Genomic DNA, 18093 nt, shown 5'->3' on the forward strand with positions numbered 1-18093 from the left:
CCAGGAGCAAGAGAGACCCTGAGAGCCGTCGAGCGCTCTCCACAGCCCTTGTTATGAAGGAAGCGATAGCCCTGGCCAGAGCAAGACGACGCAGCAGGTAATCACTCTTCGGGCCTGGGAGGCTCTTCCTGGTCCTGCCTGTCTGTTTCTCTGTTCTATCTCCCTGCAGACTTCCCAATATCTGATGCCACCTGTGTAGGACACCAGAGAGGCTCTTCAGAGCCTCTTAGATGCTCACCCAGATCAGCGGCCAGGCATTCTGGACGCTGCCCTGCACATAGAAGCCATCGTTCGCCTTCTCCAGCAGGAACGAATAGTATCCGGCACCACCGGTCACCGTCACTGTGCCGCCGGCCTCGGGCAGCCAGACCGTTCCAATGGGCACATCATTCAGATAGAGAGTCAGCAGCATAGCATAGCCGGGGCGATAGTTGTAGGAAGTAAAGACCCACTGGTGCGTCCCAGCATCCAGGTAGTACTCGTCAGTGCGTGTCACTGCCGCAAAACTATAGCCGAAGCTATAGTGCTGATCGGGGCTATTATAATAGAGACGTGAGCGGAGGACAGGCAGCTGCGCCCGTGTCGCCGTAGCTGGCTTATGGGCCAGGGCAGCGGCCTGGGCATGAGCTGGCAACAAAAACCAGCAGGAGACAACCATTGTCAGGGCAACACTCAAGGCAAGAACCCAGCGTTTCATCAACTGCACTCCTTTCCAGCATTCCCAGCTAGCTTGCGGTATCTGCCAGAGCTTGTAGCCCCTGTTGAACAGAGAACTACTAGTGTAATTATAACACGTCTTTGCAAGATATCAAAGTGATTGATATCTATTTATCGATGTATCTTTTATGCTTGAATATCACCCAGGTGCCCGCCCGGTTTGCCTTGCGGCGGGCGGGCACGACTTGAAGAAAGGGGATGTCAGGAACCTAACGGCTGCTGCCGCTCAGCTCCTGGAAAGCCTCATGAGTGGGGCTGCGTTGCCCAGTCCCAGTCTCCTCTGCGGTGGCGGGGTGTTGGGAGAGCTGAGCAGGCTCCTGCTCGTGGTGGAGAGGGAGGCGAGCGCCGCTCAGTACCAGCACCTCGCACGGAGCATGCTTCAGCACGTACTCGACAGCGGGATCAATCTGCTGCAGGCTGCCGCGTACCCGCACGGGGTAGTTGGCCACAATGATCAGGTCGGCGGCGATCTGCGTCGCCTCATAAACGATAGCCGGACCGGCCTGTCGGGCCTTGAGCACCCGCACCGTGAGTGCTGAGGCTGAGGGCGTCTGGCGGGCCACCGAGCGTGCGCGCTCGACCAGGGCCTGGACGCGCGCCTCCTCTGCGCCCAGGGTTGCATCTAGGGGCAGCATAAAGGGCACCTCAATCACGGCCAACGCCCAGACACTCCCATTGCGATGGCGAGCCATCTGCAGGGCCAGGGCCAGGGCCCGATCGGTCTCCTCACTACAGCGCAGCAGCGGCACCAGAATCCGTGTCATCTTATTAATCGATCGCACGGCCCGGCTGGCGGTACGGCTCAACTCAGTCTCTGGAGGCAGGTGAAGCATCCAGCCGAGAACCCCTATGATTGAGGACGCAAAGAGGAGCGCGATGACTACCCCGGCGGGAGTAATCACGGGGGGATTTATCGGAGTAGCTACCAGCATCACCAACATGAAGGCCCTCCTCTCCGTTGGCGGGCTGGGGCCAGGTGTCGGAGAGGGAGCAGCTGGAGGCGGACCACTCCCAGTGCCACAAAGGCCAGGCCCAGCAGCACCAGCGTCCAGGCCTGCCAGCCCAGCCAGAGTGCCCGCAAGCTCATGATCATTCCCAAGGGAATAAAGAGGACGCTGACCATCTGGCGGTAGCGTCCCCGCCAGTTGCGGCTGTTCTGCATCCTCTGCTCTTGTCCCTCACCTGTCTGAGCGATACGAGCGTGCGCTCTCTCTCGGCTGCGGCGTCCACTCATCCTTCTCTCCTTTGCTCCTCTTCACGAGCCATTGTCGTTGTACGTCGACCATTGCTCCGGCTCTCCTGGGGGGAGAGCGGTATCGACACCACGCGAGTGGGAGGCGCAGCCAGAGGCGCCCGTGGTTCTTCGCCTGCCAGGTGGCGTTGACGCGCCAGATTCTCGCGCAGTTCCTCGACCAGGTCATACTCCTCGGCATCCGCATAGACAGCCAGTTGTTCCGCGGGCCAGTCGCGGGGCACGCTGCCAAAGATCGGCAGACCCGAGCGCTTGCGATGCCAGACATAAACCAGCAAGCCCAGCAGCAGCCAGCCCGGTCCGGCGAGCCGTCCGATCGCGTGTGTCAACACCACCATCACCAGCATACTGCTGATCCCCAGCAAGCCCAGAATGCCGACCACTGGCAGCAAGCGGCTCTCGCCGTCCTTCCCGCGGAAGCGAATATTCAGCGGTACCTTGAAAGGGCGCGGCGTCCAGGGATCGACGAAACGCAGCACCAGCAAGGAGATGAAGACCAGAATATAAGCCGTCGCAGCCCCGAAGGCGTACATATTGCCCAGCACGTCGTAGGCATTGGGCGAGAGACCCGCCAGCCACAGCTCCAGCAGGGCAAAGCCAGAGAAGATCACCAGTGTACGCACAGGCGTGCGGAACTTCGGGTGCACTCGTGCCAGTTGCCGCGGCAGCAGGTCGTAGCGTGCCATCGAATAGGTGATACGCGAAGAGCCGAACACGCCTGCGTTCGACGAGATCAATACCAGGGTGGCCCCTAGCAGGGCCACGTAGGGGCCGGCGACCAGCCCGAGAAAAGGAATATGGCTGGCGAGCCAGGCGATGGGATCTCCGTTGTGCTCGGCGAAAGACTGCCAGGGCAGCATCGCCAGTCCCAGGTTTGAGAAGGCCAGGGCGTAGATCAGCACCGTTAAGATCAGGGCGAGCGAAGTGCGCGGCACCACCTTGCCGGGCCGAATCGTCTCCTGGCTGGCCTGACTAATCGATTCCAGGCCCACAAAGGAGATGATTGCCAGGGACGCCCCATAGGCCAGATGATAGGGATTGGGCCAGGACTGCGTCATCTGGCGCAGCAAGAGCTGTGGATCAAAGGCGAACAGGAAGCCAAAGAAGAGGATCGTTGACTCGCTAATCACATCCAGGGCGCCCAGCAGCTCGTTGAAGCGCGAAGACTCGCGCACCCCGATAATATTGAGGATCGTCAACAGGACGACGAAGATGGTTGCTTCCAGAATGAGCCACGGCTGAACACCAGGCAGGGTCAGCCCTCCCAGGTGCAGGTCAACGCGCGTATTCAGGACCGGCACGAAGAAATTGATGTAGCCAGCGGAAGCCAGAGCGAAGAGCGAAATGTCGATAGTAAAATCCAGCAGGACGGCCCAGCCAGCCACAAAGCCCCAGAAATCGCCCAGGCCGCGTAACACATAGAACTGGCCACCGCCAGCCATTGGGTAAGCAGCCGCTAACTCGGTGTAGGCCAGGCCAACCATCACATAGACCAGGCCGGCGAAAAGAAAGGCCACATTGGTCGCGCCCTGGGCCGCGGCCATCACGATGCCCAGAGCCACATAGACATCGGCCCCCACGTCGGCGTAGCCCCAGGTGTAGGAACCCCAGATCCCCACCGCGCGCCTGAGTCCCGGCCCCACGCTCTCCTGGGTCGCTGTGGGAGTAGTGTGCGTATCGGCCTCAGCAGAGGCGAGCGGCGCTCGCGCTGACTGATTGCCGAGCATGAGACTTCCCTCCTTCTCTGCAGGGCGAGGCCACGGGGTCTGGCTGATCTGTCCTCTCTTCACGGCGCTCCCAGCTGGACCAGTTCCCATCTGATCCAGCTGGGAGCGCCGTGTCTCAGCCCCTGCAGTCTTGTCCTGTGAGCGTTATCCTCATTATAGAAGCGCCTGTCTCAAGGAAGCCTCAAGAAAAAGCAGCTCCTGCTCAAAAGCAGCTCAAGATAGGCGCCTTTTCCCCGGACCGTCTGCGCACTGCCGTTGCCCTTGCGCTTTCTTTCTCCAGAAGATAGAATAGGATAGGTTCCACACGTTTTCCTGGTGAGTGGGCGTCTGGAGAACCCCGGGCCCGTAGCCAGCCGACAGGGCGGGGCGCGATGCGCTGTGGGGTCTCTGCCCCGTTGCCAGCCAGTCTGTCTGCCTGAGTCACTCGACCAAGCAAGGGCATTGGCGGCGGGCGGCAACGCAACGGCTGCCTTCGACCGGCTGCTTGCAGCAGCGATGCTCCTTAGCTGGAGCAGCCAGCGCATTGGCCCACGTTGCGCCACCCATGAGCGCGGCCTTGGGCCGAGTCGAGAGAGCAAGCGCCGGAGGCGCAGAGCGCACACGTAACCACCCCCGAGAAAGGTAGCTTAGAGCGGAATGACCATCACAACACAACCGCGCACAATCGGAGAACTGCGTGAAAGTGGCTACAGAGTCCTCTCCGTCAAAGAAGAGATGCGCAAAAATCTCATCGAGAAAATTCGCAAAGGGGAGGAGCTGTTTCCCGGGATCATCGGCTACGAGGACACGGTGATCCCTCAGATTGAGAACGCGATCCTTTCCGGCCAGGACATCATCTTCCTCGGCGAACGTGGTCAGGCCAAGACGCGCATGGCGCGCAGCCTGGTGAATCTGCTTGACGAGGAGATTCCGGTCATTGCTGGCTGTGAAATCAACGATAACCCCTACGCGCCAATTTGCAAGGCGTGCCGCGATAAGGTAGCAGAGCAAGGCGACAAGGTAGAAATTGCCTGGCTCCCGCGGGATCGCCGCTACAGTGAGAAGTTGGCCACACCAGATATCACCATCTCCGACCTCATCGGTGAGGTCGATCCCGTGCGCGTTGCCGAAGGGCGCTATCTCTCGGACGAGCTGACCATTCACTATGGCCTGATCCCACGTACCAATCGCGGCATCTTCTGTATCAACGAGCTGCCCGATCTGGCCGAGCGCATTCAGGTCGGTCTGCTCAATATCATGGAAGAGCGCGATGTCCAGATCCGCGGGTATAAGATCCGGCTGCCGCTCGATGTCTATGTGGTCGCCAGTGCCAACCCCGAGGACTATACCAATCGAGGGCGGATCATTACGCCGCTGAAGGACCGCATCGGGTCCGAGATTCGCACCCACTATCCGCTCGAGATCGAGCACGAGATTCAGATTATGGAGGCGGAGAGCAGCCGCTTCCCATCCGACGGGCTGGAGGTTGTGGTGCCGCGCTTCATCAAGGAGATCGTGGCCACGGTGACCCACCTGGCGCGGCGCAGCAGCGACATCAGCCAGCGCTCTGGCGTCAGTGTCCGTGTCTCGATCACCAACTATGAGAACGTGGTGAGCAACGCCTGTCGCCGGGCCCTCCGGCTGGGCGAGCGCGTAGCAGCGCCGCGTGTGAGCGATCTCTCGGCCATCATCGCCTCAACCAGCGGCAAGATCGAGCTAGATACAGTTGGCGAGGTTAAGGAGGAGCGCGTCGTTGGGCGCCTGATCAACGGGGCGGTAGTGGAGGTCTTTGGCCAGTACTTTGAGCCGCGCGAGTTCGATCAGCTCCTGGCTGGCTTTGAGCGCGGCCTGAGTGTGCAGGTCGGTGACGACCTGCCTGCGATGGAATATGTCAATCAGCTCTCGCGCGTCGGCGGGCTGAGCAAGGCCATCGATAAGCTGCAGGCTCGCGGGCATCCCGCGACCATCGCTTCGGCGGTCGAGTTTATCCTTGAGGGCCTCCACCTGAATCGCCGCCTCAATAAAGACGAGATGAGTGGCAAGATCCGTTATCGACGCTAAGAGGCTCACTATGGCTTCCCCTCTCCTGTTGGGGGCCGCCGCTGATCCGGCTAACTGGTCTGCGTCTGCGCCTATGGGCGAGCAGCAGTGGCCTGCCGGCGGTGCCCTCGCCCCAGCTGAAACTGGGGGGCAGCGGGGAGCAGAGGGAGATTTCCCATGTTGAAGCGCTTTTTCCGAACCCGCTACGGCTACTCGCGCTGGGATGGTACCCAAGAGATCGAGGGTCTGGATGCCGATGACATCATGCGCGCCCTCGCAGATGACTACCTGGAGCAGGGCGATCTCCAGCAGGCCCTGCGCCGCCTGATGCAGGACGGTATGCAGCTGCCCGACGGGAGGCGCAATCTCGGTCTGCGCGAACTGCTGGAGCGGCTGCGCGCTCAGCGTAGCCAACTGCTCAATCGCTATAATATGGCCTCCGGCGTCATGGATGATCTGCGCCAGAAACTGGAGGAGATTAAGCAGCTGGAGCGTGAGGGGATCGAGCGCCGTCTTAAAGAGGCTCAGGAGCTGGCCGAGGCCGAGCAGACCCGCCAGCCCGAGGCCGGAACTCCGTCCCAGCCTGGCGAGGATAGTGCCGGGAGCGACGCCCTGACGCCCGAGCAGAAGCGCCGTATGCTGGAGACTATCGCCCAGCGCAAAAGGCAGTACCTGGAGAACCTGCCTCACGATCTGCCAGGGCAGATTAAGGCCCTCTCCGAGTATGATTTCATGGAGGAGGCGGCACGCGAGAAGTTCAATGAGCTGCTGGAGAGCCTGCGACAGCAGATGATGCAGCAGTTTTTTGAGGGCATGCAGCAATCGCTGCAGAGCATGACGCCGGAGGATATCGCTCGCCTGCGCGAGATGATCCGCGAGCTGAATCGCATGCTGCGCGAACGACAGCAGGGCCTCAATCCAGATTTCGATTCCTTCATGGAGAAGTATGGCGAGTACTTCCCTGGAGTAAATACGCTCGATGATCTCATCGAGCAGATGCAGCAGCGTATGGCCGCCATGCAGGCGCTGATGGAAAACCTCTCGCCGGAGCAGCGCCAGGAGCTGGCGAACCTCATGGAGCAGCTCATCAGCGACGACCGCATCCGGGTGGATTTGATGGAGCTGGCCCAGAATCTGCAGGCTCTGGCTCCCCTGGATGATTACCGTATGCGCTTCCCCTTCCGTGGCAGCGAACCCCTGCCGTTCAACGAGGCTCTACGCATGATGGGCCGGTTGCAGCAGATGGAGGGCCTGGAGGAGCAGCTCCAGCAGGCACGGCGCCTGGATGACCTGGAGGCCATCGATAGCCAGAAGGTGCGCGAGCTGCTTGGCTCTGAGGAGTATCGTTCACTGGAAGAGCTGAAGGAACTGATGAGGGTCCTGGAGGAGGCCGGCTATATTCAAAAGAAAGGGAACCGCTGGGAGCTGACTGCGCGCGCCATCCGCAAGATTGGCCAGAAGGCCCTCCAGGACATCTTTGACAAGCTCAAGCGCGACGGCTTCGGGCGTCACGTCAGCCCCTTCCGCGGCCCCGGCGGCGAGCGCACTGACGAGAGCAAGCGCTATGAGTTCGGCGACCCCTTCCTGCTGGACCTGCAAAAGACGGTCATGAATGCCGTCTATCGCAATGGTACCGGTACGCCCATCCGGCTCTCTCGGGAGGACTTCGAGGTCTATCGCACGGAGTTCACGACGCAGTCATCAACGGTGCTCATGCTCGATATGAGTATGAGTATGATCTATAATGGCTGCCAGCAGGCAGCCAAGAAGGTAGCGGTGGCCCTGGAGAGCCTGATTCGCTCGCAGTTCCCGCGCGACAACCTCTACATCGTCGGTTTCGCGTTCGTGGCACGTGAGTATAAGCCGGAAGAACTCATCGAGATCGGGCGCTACGATCATAGCCAGGGGACGAATCTGGCCCACGGCTTGATGCTGGCTCGCCAGTTGCTCTCACGCCATCACGGCGTCAACAAGCAGATTATCCTGGTCACTGATGGAGGCCCGACGGTCTGGTACGAAGAGGAGCTGGGTGGCTGGCAATTCGCCTACCCTCCCAATCCCTGGGCCGAGCAGCAGGCACTGCTAGAGGTTCAGCGCTGTACCCGTGAGGGGATCACGATTAACACCTTCATGCTCGAAGATGATCGCTGGATGGTCAGCTTCGTCAATCAGATGGCTGAGATCAACCACGGGCGCACCTTCTACGCCGATAAGAACAACCTGGGTGAGTACCTGCTGGTCGATTACCTCAATAGCAAACGCAAGCGGATCTCGTGATGACCGAGGCAGAGGAGACGCTGCAAGCCTTTGTACAGCAGCTCTATGCGCAGACGCCCGAGGCGTCCGCACAAGCTGCAAAGGCCCTGATATGGTTCTTGCACTATCGTGCGGAGCTGCTGCGCTGGAATGAGCGCGTGAATCTGACCGCGATTGTCGATCCCGAGGAAGTGCTGACGCGGCACTTCCTCGATTCGTTAGCGATCCTGACAGCGATCGATCCCCCAGCCTGTCGCCTGCTGGACATCGGCAGCGGCGCGGGCTTCCCCGGTCTGCCGCTCAAGATCGTGCGTCCTGCCTGGGCGGTCACCTTACTGGAGGCGACCGCCCGTAAGGTGGCCTTTCTGCGTCATGTCTGCCAGGTGCTGGGGTTGCAGGGAGTGACGGTTGTGCATGGACGGGCCGAGCAATTGGGGCATGATCAGCGCTACCGCGGCTCCTTCGATCTGGTAACGGCGCGAGCAGTGGCGGCCCTGCCGGTTGTGTTGGAGTACGCGGCCCCCTACTGCCGGGTAGGCGGCACCATCGTCCTGCCCCGTAAGGGCGATAGCCCCGAGGAGATGGCACAGGGCCTACGGGCAGCTGAGCAGCTGGGCCTGACGCTTGAGGCCCAGCTACCGATCTCTTTGCCCGGTCTCGACGATGGGCGCTATCTGCTCCTCTGGCGTCAGCATCAGCCCTGTCCACCGCATTTTCCTCGCAGCAACGCCGCCATTCTCAAGCGCCCTGCCGGTGAGCGTCTCGGTGGGTGCTGAGGGGCGGCCTGGCTGACCGTTCCCCTCAGCACCTACGCGAGGTACAAGGAAAGGAAACGCAGAAACGCAAACAAAAGCTCATTTGAGCTTTGAAGGGAGGGGTGTCTTGCTCAAAAGCGCGTTGTTGATCGCCTGTGCTACCGCCTGCTGGATCAGGTAGCCGGTCAGCGAGTGGGGATCAGCAGGATTATTCTGGACCGGCGTGCAGATCACTGCCTGCCCGGGAGGCCCGGGAAAGAGCGGGGCAAGCGCAGGAACAAGCGCGACAATATCGTTAGGGTCGTAGAAATTCTGCCAGGTTGCAACATTCGATGGAAAGGGGTGCTTTTGCCCAGGTGCCACCGGCGGTAGCAGCTCCTGGTAGATGAAAGGGCTCAGTCCCAGAGGTGACCCCAGGGTGATGAAGGCCGTAATCGGAATCTCGCGATGGGTGTTGAGGACGTCGTAGGCGACGACCGTTCCCAGGCTGTGGGCTACCACGATGATCGAGCGACCCGCTTGCTGGCGTAGAAGCGCGAGCAGACGCCCCATGACCTGGGTTCGTAGCGCGGTGTTGTGCAGGTAGAGATCGACATCGCTGACAAAGAGTCGCAGCAGCTCGCGGGGAGCGCCAAGGATGTGCTCTAGTCCCTGCAGAATGTGCACCAGGAGTGAGTGAAGCCAGACAAGGCCCCCCCCAGCATGAGGGGTGATCGCTTGTGGGGCCTGCTCTCCCTCAACACTTCCGCTCCCCATCAGTCCGCGCCGGCTCGCTTCGCGCAGAATCGCCCGCGCGACATTGATCTGGTAGAGCGGGTCTGCTGCTGTGTGGGCTGTGAGCTGAGCGGTCTGCTGCGCACTCGGGGCCGGTTGCCCTCGATAGCTGCTTGTTTCGCTTGGCCAGAGGGCTGCCGCGGTCCAGCGCTGACCAGCTGTCCCCCCACTTGCCGGGGGAATGACCGCATCCGGGAGAAAGAGGTCGCCGTAGAAGGCCAACAGGATGCGCTCACGCCCGATCGCGACTGGCGCAGGGAGCCTTCCCAGACCCTCCAGTATTCCTCCCTGAAAGTCAGCCAGAATCTGGTCCTTCAAGTGCCACTGTTCGCTTCTTCCATGCACACAGACGATAACGCTATCCACTACTCGTTCTCCTTTTTCTAATGCTTAGGCAAGCAACCGCGCCACGTAAATGTAAATACTCTCTTATTCTATTGTACTGATTCGCAAACATATACATATGCAAAAGCAGTGAAAGTCGAGAGAGGAGAAGATGTCGGGAGAAGGGTACAGTGTTGCAGGAAAGCGGTGGTCAAGGGGTGGTGAGCTGTGAGGCTTGACAGCGATTGGGAATGGGGGTACTCTTTTGGGTATTCCCTCACCCTTTCAAGCCGGGTCAGCGCTGGGAGCGAGGCAAGAAGAGAGAGAAAGCGCTGGCTGGCCCGGCCCCAACCCTGGGTTCAGGTGAGTCAGGACCTGAGCCGGCCAGCAGGCGGCAGACTGGGTCTGGCGGCCCGGAGCTGGCTGGCGCGCCCCCTGGGCAAAGCGATCCGCACGCAGGGGCGAAGTCGTTGGCGTTCTCTGAAGTCACACTCGAAGGAGAGAGCGCGAAACGATTAAGACACTGGGAGCAAGCAGCGATGAAACCACCACGCTTTCAATATTGCGCGCCGCGCCTCCTTGACGACGCGCTGGATTTGCTGGACCGCACTGCGGAGGAAGCGAAGGTCCTGGCGGGCGGTCAGAGCCTGATGCCGCTCTTGAACATGCGCCTGGCCAGACCAGCCTATCTGCTAGACATTAACCATATTTCGGAGTTGCACTACATTGAGGAGGAGACAGACTATCTCGCGATTGGGGCCGTGACCCGGCAGCGGCAGGTTGAGCGCTCAGCCCTTGTGCAGCAGAAGCATCCGTTGCTGGTTGAGGTTATCCGCCATATCGGCCACTTTCAGATTCGCAATCGTGGGACCGTAGCAGGCAGCATCGCCCATGCTGATCCGGCGGCAGAGCTGCCTGCCCTGCTGGTCTGTCTGGATGGCATGGTGGTGGCGCAGAGCGCACGCGGCGAGCGCCTGTTGCCGGCGGCTGACTTTTTCCAAGGCTATCTGACCACCGAGCTGCGGCCTGATGAGATGGTGACCGAGGTGCGTTTCCCCTGGTTGCCTCCGGCTGCCGGCTGGGCCTTTGCAGAGTTCGCGCGCCGCTCGGGTGATTATGCGCTTGCTGGGGCCATTGTGGTGCTGACAGCGGGACCTGATGGGCGCTGTAGCTCGGCCCGCTTGAGCTATCTGGGGGTGGCCCCTGTGCCGCAGCGCGCCGTCGCGGTGGAGAGGCTGCTGGTTGGTAGCTCCCTGGACGCGGCCACTCTGGAGGAGGCTGCGGCAGCGGCTCGCGCACTTGTCAGCGAGGAGATGCAGGATATTCACGCCACCGCTGAGTACCGACGCGAACTCGTCGCAGAGCTGACACGCCAGCTGTTGCCTCTGGCCTGGTCGCGCTGCTCCCAGGCTCGTCCTGGGCCAGTTTGAGGTGAAGCCTTTCTCTGCGAGAGGCATGCTCTCCGGTGTCCGTGGCAGGCTGTCCAGCATCTCACAGGCCCCGTCAAGGGGCCGTTCCTCTTCTCTGTTCTTTTTCTTGCATGCGCTCAATCCATCAGCCAATCGGCCAATCAGTGAAGAGCCCGCGAAAGGCCAGGACAAGACGGCAGGTCATGGCCTTGTCTCACGAGCGTCCGCACGCGGCCTGCGCGAGAGTGAGCAGATGAGACCTTGCTCAGGCATCAAGCGGGTCGGGCAGCGAGCAGTCAGGCTATCTCTCCAGCCTGCGCAGTGGGCGCGGCGATCGTTTCAGCCGGCTGGCGGTCTGGCTAGTAACGAGAAAGAGGTTGTTGCCTATGTATGCCTTCGAAGAGCCTGGGTCTCCTCCACAGTTCTGTGAGGAGTATGATCTGACGGTGACAGTCAATGGCTGTCTCTATCAGCGCCGTATCCCGGTGCGCATGCTCCTGTCAGATTTCTTGCGCCATGAACTGCATCTGACCGGGACCCATGTGGGATGCGAGCATGGCGTGTGCGGCTGCTGTACGGTGCTGCTCAACGGGGAGGCTGTACGCTCGTGCCTGCTGCTGGCTGTGCAGGTCGATAACATGGCTCTGACCACTATCGAGGGGCTGGCGGGCAGTGCCGAGGAGCTGCATCCGATCCAGCGGGCCTTTCAGGAGAAGCATGCGCTTCAGTGCGGCTTCTGTACCCCTGGTTTCATTATGTCGATCCACGCGTTCCTCCACGAGCATCCTGACCCGGACGAGCGCGAGATTCGCCAGGGATTAGCGGGGAATCTCTGCCGTTGCACGGGTTATCAAAACATTGTCGAGGCGGTCAAGTTGGCTGCCCACTATCTGCGCAGCTCTCAGTCTCAGAGGGAGGAGGCTTAAGTGCCTATGGGAACACGCTGGTTTGGTGCTCCGGTTCAGCGCACCGAGGACCCGCGCTTGCTGCGTGGGCGGGGAACCTACGTCGATGATATCGCTTTGCCAGAAATGGTGCATGCCGCTGTTCTGCGCAGCCCCTATGCTCATGCCCGTATCAGGCACATCGACGCCTCGGCGGCGCGTGCCCTGCCTGGCGTGCACCTGGTTTTGACGGCGGAGGATCTGGGCGAGCTGTTGGAGCCATCGCCCCTATTGGTGCCTCACCCGGCGCTGACGCAGCCGCGCACCCAGCTCCCCCTGGCCCGCGATGAGGTGCATTATGCTGGGGCCGCCGTGGCTTTTGTGGTCGCCGAGGATCGCTATCTGGCTGAGGACGCGCTGGAGCTGATCGACGTTGACTACGAGCCACTGCCAGTCGTGGCCAGCCTGGAGCAAGCGGTGGCTGAGGGGGGGCCGCTGGTCCATGCCGATGTGCCCGGCAACGTAGCGGCGCACCTGGTGCAACGGGTTGGCGATCCCGAGGGAGTCATGGCTTCCGCTCCTCATGTGCTGCGCGAGCGCTTTGTGATGGAGCGCGGTTCGGCTATGCCAATGGAAGGCCGTGGGGTAGTCGCCCGCTGGGATCCCCATGAGGGCATGCTGACCTGTTGGATGTCAACGCAGGGACCGATCCCCATCCGCAATGGCCTGGCGGCGATGTTCCGCTTGCCGGAGCATAAGGTGCGCGTCGTGGCTCCCGATGTGGGTGGGGGCTTTGGTACCAAGATTATGATGTTCTACCCGGAGGAGATCCTGACACCGCTGGCGGCGCTGCGGCTGGGGCGTCCAGTGAAGTGGATCGAAGACCGCGCCGAGCATTTCCTCTCGGCCAACCAGGAGCGGGGCCAGATCCATGACGTGGAATATGCCTTTAATGATGAGGGCATCCTGCTGGCGGTCCGCGATGTCTTCTTGCACGACACCGGGGCCTATACGCCCTATGGCATCATTGTCCCGATTATTACAGCCTGCACCCTGCCCGGCCCCTATCGCTTGCGCCATTATTATAGCGAGTTCACGGTCCTCTATACCAACAAGGTGCCGGTCAGTCCGTATCGTGGCGCAGGTCGCCCCCACGCGGTTTTTGTCATGGAGCGCATCATGGACCGCATTGCGGAGGAGCTGGGACTTGATCCGCTGGAGGTGCGCAGCCGCAACTTTATTCGGCCCGATGAGTTCCCCTGGGATGTCGGCCTGGTCTATCAAGACGGCGGGCCAACGATCTACGACAGTGGCAACTACCAGGCCGGCCTGGAGCGCCTCAAGGAGGCCCTGGGCTACGAACAGTTTCGCGCAGAGCAGCGCCGGGCGCGCGAGGAGGGGCGCTATCTGGGGGTAGGAGTTGCCTGCTATGTCGAGGGCACGGGGATCGGTCCGTACGAGGGGGCCCAGGTGCGCGTCGAGTCGGATGGACGGGTCTATGTCTCGACGGGCGTGACGACCCAGGGACAGGCCCATCAGACGACCTTCGCCCAAATCGTGGCTGACCAGCTGGGGGTTGACCCACGGGATGTACTGGTGACGACCGGAGATTCGCAAGCCTTCTACTGGGGCGTTGGCACCTTCGCCAGTCGGGCCGCCACAGTGGCCGGTTCGGCGATCCACCTGGCGGCGGTCAAGGTCCGTGAGAAGGCCAAGCAGATAGCGGCGGACCTCTTTGAAGCCTCGCCGGAGGATATCGAGCTGGCCGATGGCAAGGTCTTTGTGCGTGATGCGCCTCAGCGGGCACTGACCCTTGGTCAGGTGGCCATCGCCTCGAATCCCCTGCGCTATTCGTATGGAGAGAATGCCCGCAAGCTGATGCAGATGCAGCTGGCAGGGCCGCGTCCTGGTCCGGCGCTGCCGGAGGAACGTGGTGGCCCGGGGCTGGAAGCAACGGCGTTCTATAGCCCCCCGCGCGGTACCTTTGCCAGTGGAGCGCATGGGGCCATTGTGGAGGTTGATCCACGGACAGGCCTGGTCACGTTCCTCAAGTATGTGGCTGTCCACGACTGCGGACGAGTGATCAACCCGCTGGTGGTTGAGGGTCAGGTGCATGGAGGCGTGGCCCAGGGGATCGGCGGCGCCTTCTACGAGCGCCTCGTCTTCAATGAAGAGGGGCAGCTGCTCAACGGCAGCTTTATGGATTACTTGCTGCCGACGGTCGAGGAGATCCCTCCACTGCAGGTCGAGCATGTAGAGACCCCCTCACCGCTCAATCCGCTGGGCGTGAAGGGGGCAGGTGAAGCCGGCACCATTCCGGTGGCGGCCCTCTTTGCCTCGGCCCTCGACGACGCCCTGGCCCCCTTCGGCCTGCGCATCCGTGAGATGCCTCTCGATCCCTGTCGTTTGCTGCAGCTGCTCAGAGAGCGTCAGAATACTTGAAGCGCATGGATCGTGTGAGATACCGCGATTTGTGAAAAATTACCGGTAGACATTCAGGCGGCGATATGCGATACTCAACGTGGCTAGCCATGCGTGTGAGCCGAGTATGCCAACCAAGAAGAGTGGAGGGTCCTATCTCATGTCCTCAATGTATCCTCCGTATGGAGGAGGGGCCGCAGGTCAGCTCTGTCAGCGCTGTAGGATGCCGTTAGCACCCAACGAGGTCTATTGCAGTAACTGCGGATACTATAATGCACCTGCCAGCAACCAGCCGGCGCCATCGAATCCGGGGACGCCCTGGGGAGAAGGAGCGGGAGGCTATCCGCCGACAATCTATGGTCAGCCATATCCTGGCGGTGGGACGCCTTCGCAGTGGGGTCAGGCGGCGACTCCTGCCTCGACGCCTCCGCCGCCGTCCGCGCCGGGCTACTATGGAGATGTGCCGTCCGCGACACCTCCACCACCGGGGTACTCCTTTCCTGACCAGGGCAGTGCTCCGCCCTATTCTGCTTCGGCCCCAGGCAGCTACCCCCAGGCAGGGGGGTATCAGGTACCACCCCTACCTCCTTCCCAGCCGCCTGAGCGACCTCGCAGGGGGCCGAATTTCGGCCTGATTGCCCTGATTGTGGTCGTGGTCCTGGTGCTGGTGCTTGGCGGGATCGGCGTTTTCGCCCTCACGCATCGCGGTGGGGGAGGAACCACGGGCACCCAGACCCCAACGCCTGCCCAGGGCACTAGCGCCCCGACTGCTACGCCGCTGTTCAGCGACAATTTTGCGAATAACAACCACGGCTGGGACCTGACCAGTGTGCCGGGGCGTTACTCAGTCAAGCTCGGGAACGGACAGCTGCTTCTGGAAGAAGATAACAATCGCATCCTGCCAGAGTTTGTGCCTGGCAAAACCTTCGATGACTTCAGGTTGGACGTAGACGCCGCCATTACCAAGGGAACACAGGAGAACAGTGGCTTCGGGATCTATATCCGCGCCTCGGCCAACCAGAATACTGAGCTGGCGACCTACTACCGCTTCGCGATGTATGGCGATTCAACCTACGCCATCTTTAAAGGCGTCGTTGATTCCTCGGGTCAGCCACTCGATGACCAGAAGCTGGTGGGCTATCTGTCGACCACGGCTCTCAAGCCGATTGGCCAGGTCAATCACGTTGAGATCGTTGCCAAGGGGTCGACGATGACGCTCTCGGTGAATGGTCAGGTGCTCAACAGCGTGACCGATACCAGCTATAAGAGTGGCTCGATCGCCCTCTATGTCTCGAATCTACCCGATACGCCCAAGGGCGTGGTGGTGGCCTACTCGAATCTGGCGATCTATCCTGCTGCCTGAGCTGGCAGGAGTTGTACCCTGCCGCTCCAGGTAGCTGACAACGGCAGGGGACTTGGGAGCTGGTAAGCTGGCCAGCCTTGGTGGCAGAAGCTGACACCGTCCTGGGCCTTGACCATTCAGGTTCTGCCTTCAGGGTCGGCGCCGTTGGCTGCTGAAGGTGAGGCTGGTGGTGAAGGTGCAGGCCGAGGCTGGTAGACGAGGTAGCCAACAACCTGGTAGAGGCGATAGGTCTGCCTGGCCTCGGGAGAGGAGAGTACATGTTGTTGGAAAAAGCTGGCCTGCTGACGTCCCGTAGCGGCATCGAGTAACCCTTTGGCAACGGGAAAGACGTAGGCGGGTGCAGGCGCGCTCTCGACGATTTGGCGGTACGGTCCATAGCGGTTAAAGCCTGGTTGTAGTTTGGAGTCGAGCACGCTGCAGATGATCTGTTCCCGGCTCAGGAAGACGAGCCAATTGCAGGTCCAGTATTCAGAGTAGACCCGTGTGGCTCCAATAGCTTCTAACTCGCGAATTAAGGCCAGACGCCGCTGGTAGTCGGCCTGGGAGGCGGGAATGTCCGCAAAGGTGCGAGCGGTTCCGACCAGGAAGGTCGCTCCTACTAGCGACAAGAGAAGTATCGGCGGAAGAGCCGTGACCATTCTGGCCCCGTGGTCACGGGCGCCGGTGCTGGCGGGACGAAATGGCCACCTGGTCTGGCGAAGGTTTTCCAGGGCGTGGGCGCTCCGCTGCCAGAGCGGCCAGAGCAGTACCGGAAGAGTCACCAGGGCACAGGTCAAGTAGCGGAAGGTGGTATCCGGCGAGACGGCGGCTACGGGCGCCGCGGCATAAAGGAAGAGCGTCAGGCCAACGCTCGCCAGCAAGGCCAGTTGTGCACACAGGCGTATTGCCTCCTCGCGGGCCGCTCCAGCCTCCAGCGGCTTTGGCTCGGTGCGCCCCAGATGGAGGTGAGGCCAGCAGTGACCGGGCCAGGGTAGTGACAAAGCATGGGTCCACCGGAGTCGCTGCAGGCGGCGTAAACAGAACAGGGCTGCCAGCAAGGCGAGCACCACATAGGCGAGTCCCCAGCCCATCTGCGCCGAGACGCAGAGCCAGGTCGACGGCGTCGGCCAGTCCCAGGGAGGAACAGCACTGAGCGGACAGCGTGGCTGGTAGCCTGTGGCCCATGGCAGTGCGATAAAGAAAGTCCCACTGAGCTGATGCAGCCAGGTCAGATGGTAAGCGGCTAACTGATCGGCGCCGCCGTGATGGATAGATAAGAGCACAGCTAATGAGTTCTGGCTAAAAGGGGCTGTCAGATTGTAGTAGAGCAGCGGCTCAGCTCCGATCACTGTCCCCAGGAGCAGGCTCAGACCCGCGCGCCCCCACAGCTCGCGCCCGCAGAAAAGCACCAGCAGCACCAGAGCTGCCAGCACGAAGGGGCCGATCAGAAAGTCAATCCACAAGGCCAGACCGATACTCATCCCAAGCAGGACATACACCGCCAGCCGCCTCCAGGAGGCTGATCGGCGCTGCGCGCTGCTGGCAGAGAAGGAGAGTGCCAGCCAGGTAGCGAGCAGCAGAATCAGAGGGGCGAACATCAGCATCTCGGGGTATTCTCCCACCGCACGCAGCTGGAGAAAGAGCAGGTCCCCCGAGCCAAAAGTAAAGAGCAGCAGGCAGGCCAGGGCAAAAGCTCGACCGTAGAGAAGGCGCACCAGACCATAGCTGCTCAGCAGGAAGCCGGCGACAAATGGCAGCAAGGCCAGGCGCAAGGTGAAGAGCGAAGGGCCAAAGAGGCGGAAGAGGGGCGCAGCCACATATCCTTCAACCGGTCCCATATAGGGCAAGCCATAGAAGAAGATAGGGTGGTCACCCTGGAAAGCGACGTGCAGCGCCACCAGGCCCATATTAGCCTCATCGCTGTTGGTGACGGGCCAGGGGGAGCGAATCAGCAGGAAGCGGAGCGTCAGAGCCAGCAGCAGGGTCAGTGCCACGGCGAGCCATTCCAAGACAGAGCGAGAGAGGCCTCTGGTGTGCTGAGGACGCTGCACTGGGACGGCGAGCTGATGTGTGAGCATCGTTCTTTCCGGATCTCCGTTGCTGAAGATGGTAGGAGCTGAGCAGGAGCAACCTGGCAGGCCAGAAGCGGATGCTCCAGCGAGCCGGCCCAGCCAGCGTCTGCCCTCTGCCATGTCCCTCCCAAGAAAAGAGGA

At 61.3% G+C, this 18093-nt stretch carries 13 protein-coding genes; 7 read left to right on the forward strand and 6 right to left on the reverse strand.

From position 1 onward, the window contains the following. Nucleotides 1-226: 226 nt before the first annotated feature. The 4 genes from N688_RS09475 to N688_RS09490 form a co-directional block, all read right to left on the reverse strand. Nucleotides 227-697 carry a hypothetical protein gene (locus N688_RS09475; protein WP_052889056.1) on the reverse strand — a complete coding sequence of 157 codons (471 nt, stop codon included), beginning with the start codon at nucleotides 695-697 and terminating at the stop codon, nucleotides 227-229. A 229-nt stretch (nucleotides 698-926) separates the two neighbouring features. Further along, a complete protein-coding gene (locus N688_RS09480; RefSeq protein ID WP_052889057.1) occupies nucleotides 927-1658 on the reverse strand; it encodes a universal stress protein in 732 nt (243 codons plus the stop codon). Continuing rightward, nucleotides 1649-1951, reverse strand: coding sequence for a TMEM128 family protein (locus tag N688_RS09485; protein WP_052889058.1), 303 nt, complete (start codon nucleotides 1949-1951; stop codon nucleotides 1649-1651). The genes N688_RS09480 and N688_RS09485 overlap by 10 nt, the downstream gene beginning before the upstream one ends. Further along, nucleotides 1948-3696, reverse strand: a complete 1749-nt coding sequence (locus N688_RS09490) for an APC family permease (protein ID WP_052889059.1) — start codon at nucleotides 3694-3696, stop codon at nucleotides 1948-1950. The genes N688_RS09485 and N688_RS09490 overlap by 4 nt, the downstream gene beginning before the upstream one ends. 636 nt (nucleotides 3697-4332) lie before the next feature. Here N688_RS09490 and N688_RS09495 point away from each other — a divergent pair. From N688_RS09495 to rsmG, 3 genes are all read left to right on the forward strand, one after another. Then, on the forward strand, nucleotides 4333-5736 hold the full coding sequence (locus tag N688_RS09495; RefSeq protein ID WP_052889060.1) for a sigma 54-interacting transcriptional regulator: 1404 nt from the start codon (nucleotides 4333-4335) through the stop codon (nucleotides 5734-5736). A gap of 156 nt (nucleotides 5737-5892) precedes the next feature. After that, nucleotides 5893-7992 carry a VWA domain-containing protein gene (locus N688_RS09500; RefSeq protein WP_052889061.1) on the forward strand — a complete coding sequence of 700 codons (2100 nt, stop codon included), beginning with the start codon at nucleotides 5893-5895 and terminating at the stop codon, nucleotides 7990-7992. Next, nucleotides 7992-8747 carry a 16S rRNA (guanine(527)-N(7))-methyltransferase RsmG gene (gene rsmG / locus N688_RS09505; RefSeq protein ID WP_052889062.1) on the forward strand — a complete coding sequence of 252 codons (756 nt, stop codon included), beginning with the start codon at nucleotides 7992-7994 and terminating at the stop codon, nucleotides 8745-8747. The genes N688_RS09500 and rsmG overlap by 1 nt, the downstream gene beginning before the upstream one ends. Nucleotides 8748-8825: 78 nt before the next feature. Here the strand turns inward: rsmG and N688_RS09510 are convergent, their stop codons facing one another. Beyond that, complete coding sequence (locus N688_RS09510; RefSeq protein WP_052889063.1) at nucleotides 8826-9866, reverse strand: alpha/beta hydrolase family protein; 1041 nt, start codon at nucleotides 9864-9866, stop codon at nucleotides 8826-8828. A 497-nt stretch (nucleotides 9867-10363) separates the two neighbouring features. On the opposite strand from N688_RS09510, the gene N688_RS09515 reads away from it, so the two are divergent. The 4 genes from N688_RS09515 (at nucleotide 10364) to N688_RS09530 (ending at nucleotide 15901) form a co-directional block, all read left to right on the forward strand. Beyond that, complete coding sequence (locus N688_RS09515; RefSeq protein WP_052889064.1) at nucleotides 10364-11254, forward strand: FAD binding domain-containing protein; 891 nt, start codon at nucleotides 10364-10366, stop codon at nucleotides 11252-11254. Between the two features lie 365 nt (nucleotides 11255-11619). Beyond that, nucleotides 11620-12159, forward strand: a complete 540-nt coding sequence (locus N688_RS09520) for a (2Fe-2S)-binding protein (RefSeq protein WP_052889065.1) — start codon at nucleotides 11620-11622, stop codon at nucleotides 12157-12159. Nucleotides 12160-12165: 6 nt separating this feature from the next. Further along, on the forward strand, nucleotides 12166-14559 hold the full coding sequence (gene cutA / locus N688_RS09525) for an aerobic carbon-monoxide dehydrogenase large subunit (protein WP_052889066.1): 2394 nt from the start codon (nucleotides 12166-12168) through the stop codon (nucleotides 14557-14559). A 139-nt stretch (nucleotides 14560-14698) separates the two neighbouring features. Continuing rightward, nucleotides 14699-15901, forward strand: a complete 1203-nt coding sequence (locus N688_RS09530; protein ID WP_162179524.1) for a 3-keto-alpha-glucoside-1,2-lyase-like domain-containing protein — start codon at nucleotides 14699-14701, stop codon at nucleotides 15899-15901. A gap of 116 nt (nucleotides 15902-16017) precedes the next feature. Here N688_RS09530 and N688_RS09535 read toward each other — a convergent pair whose 3' ends face one another. After that, nucleotides 16018-17958, reverse strand: coding sequence for a glycosyltransferase family protein (locus N688_RS09535; protein ID WP_052889068.1), 1941 nt, complete (start codon nucleotides 17956-17958; stop codon nucleotides 16018-16020). Nucleotides 17959-18093: the final 135 nt, after the last annotated feature.

The organism is Thermogemmatispora carboxidivorans, assembly GCF_000702505.1.
GTDB lineage: Bacteria > Chloroflexota > Ktedonobacteria > Ktedonobacterales > Ktedonobacteraceae > Thermogemmatispora > Thermogemmatispora carboxidivorans.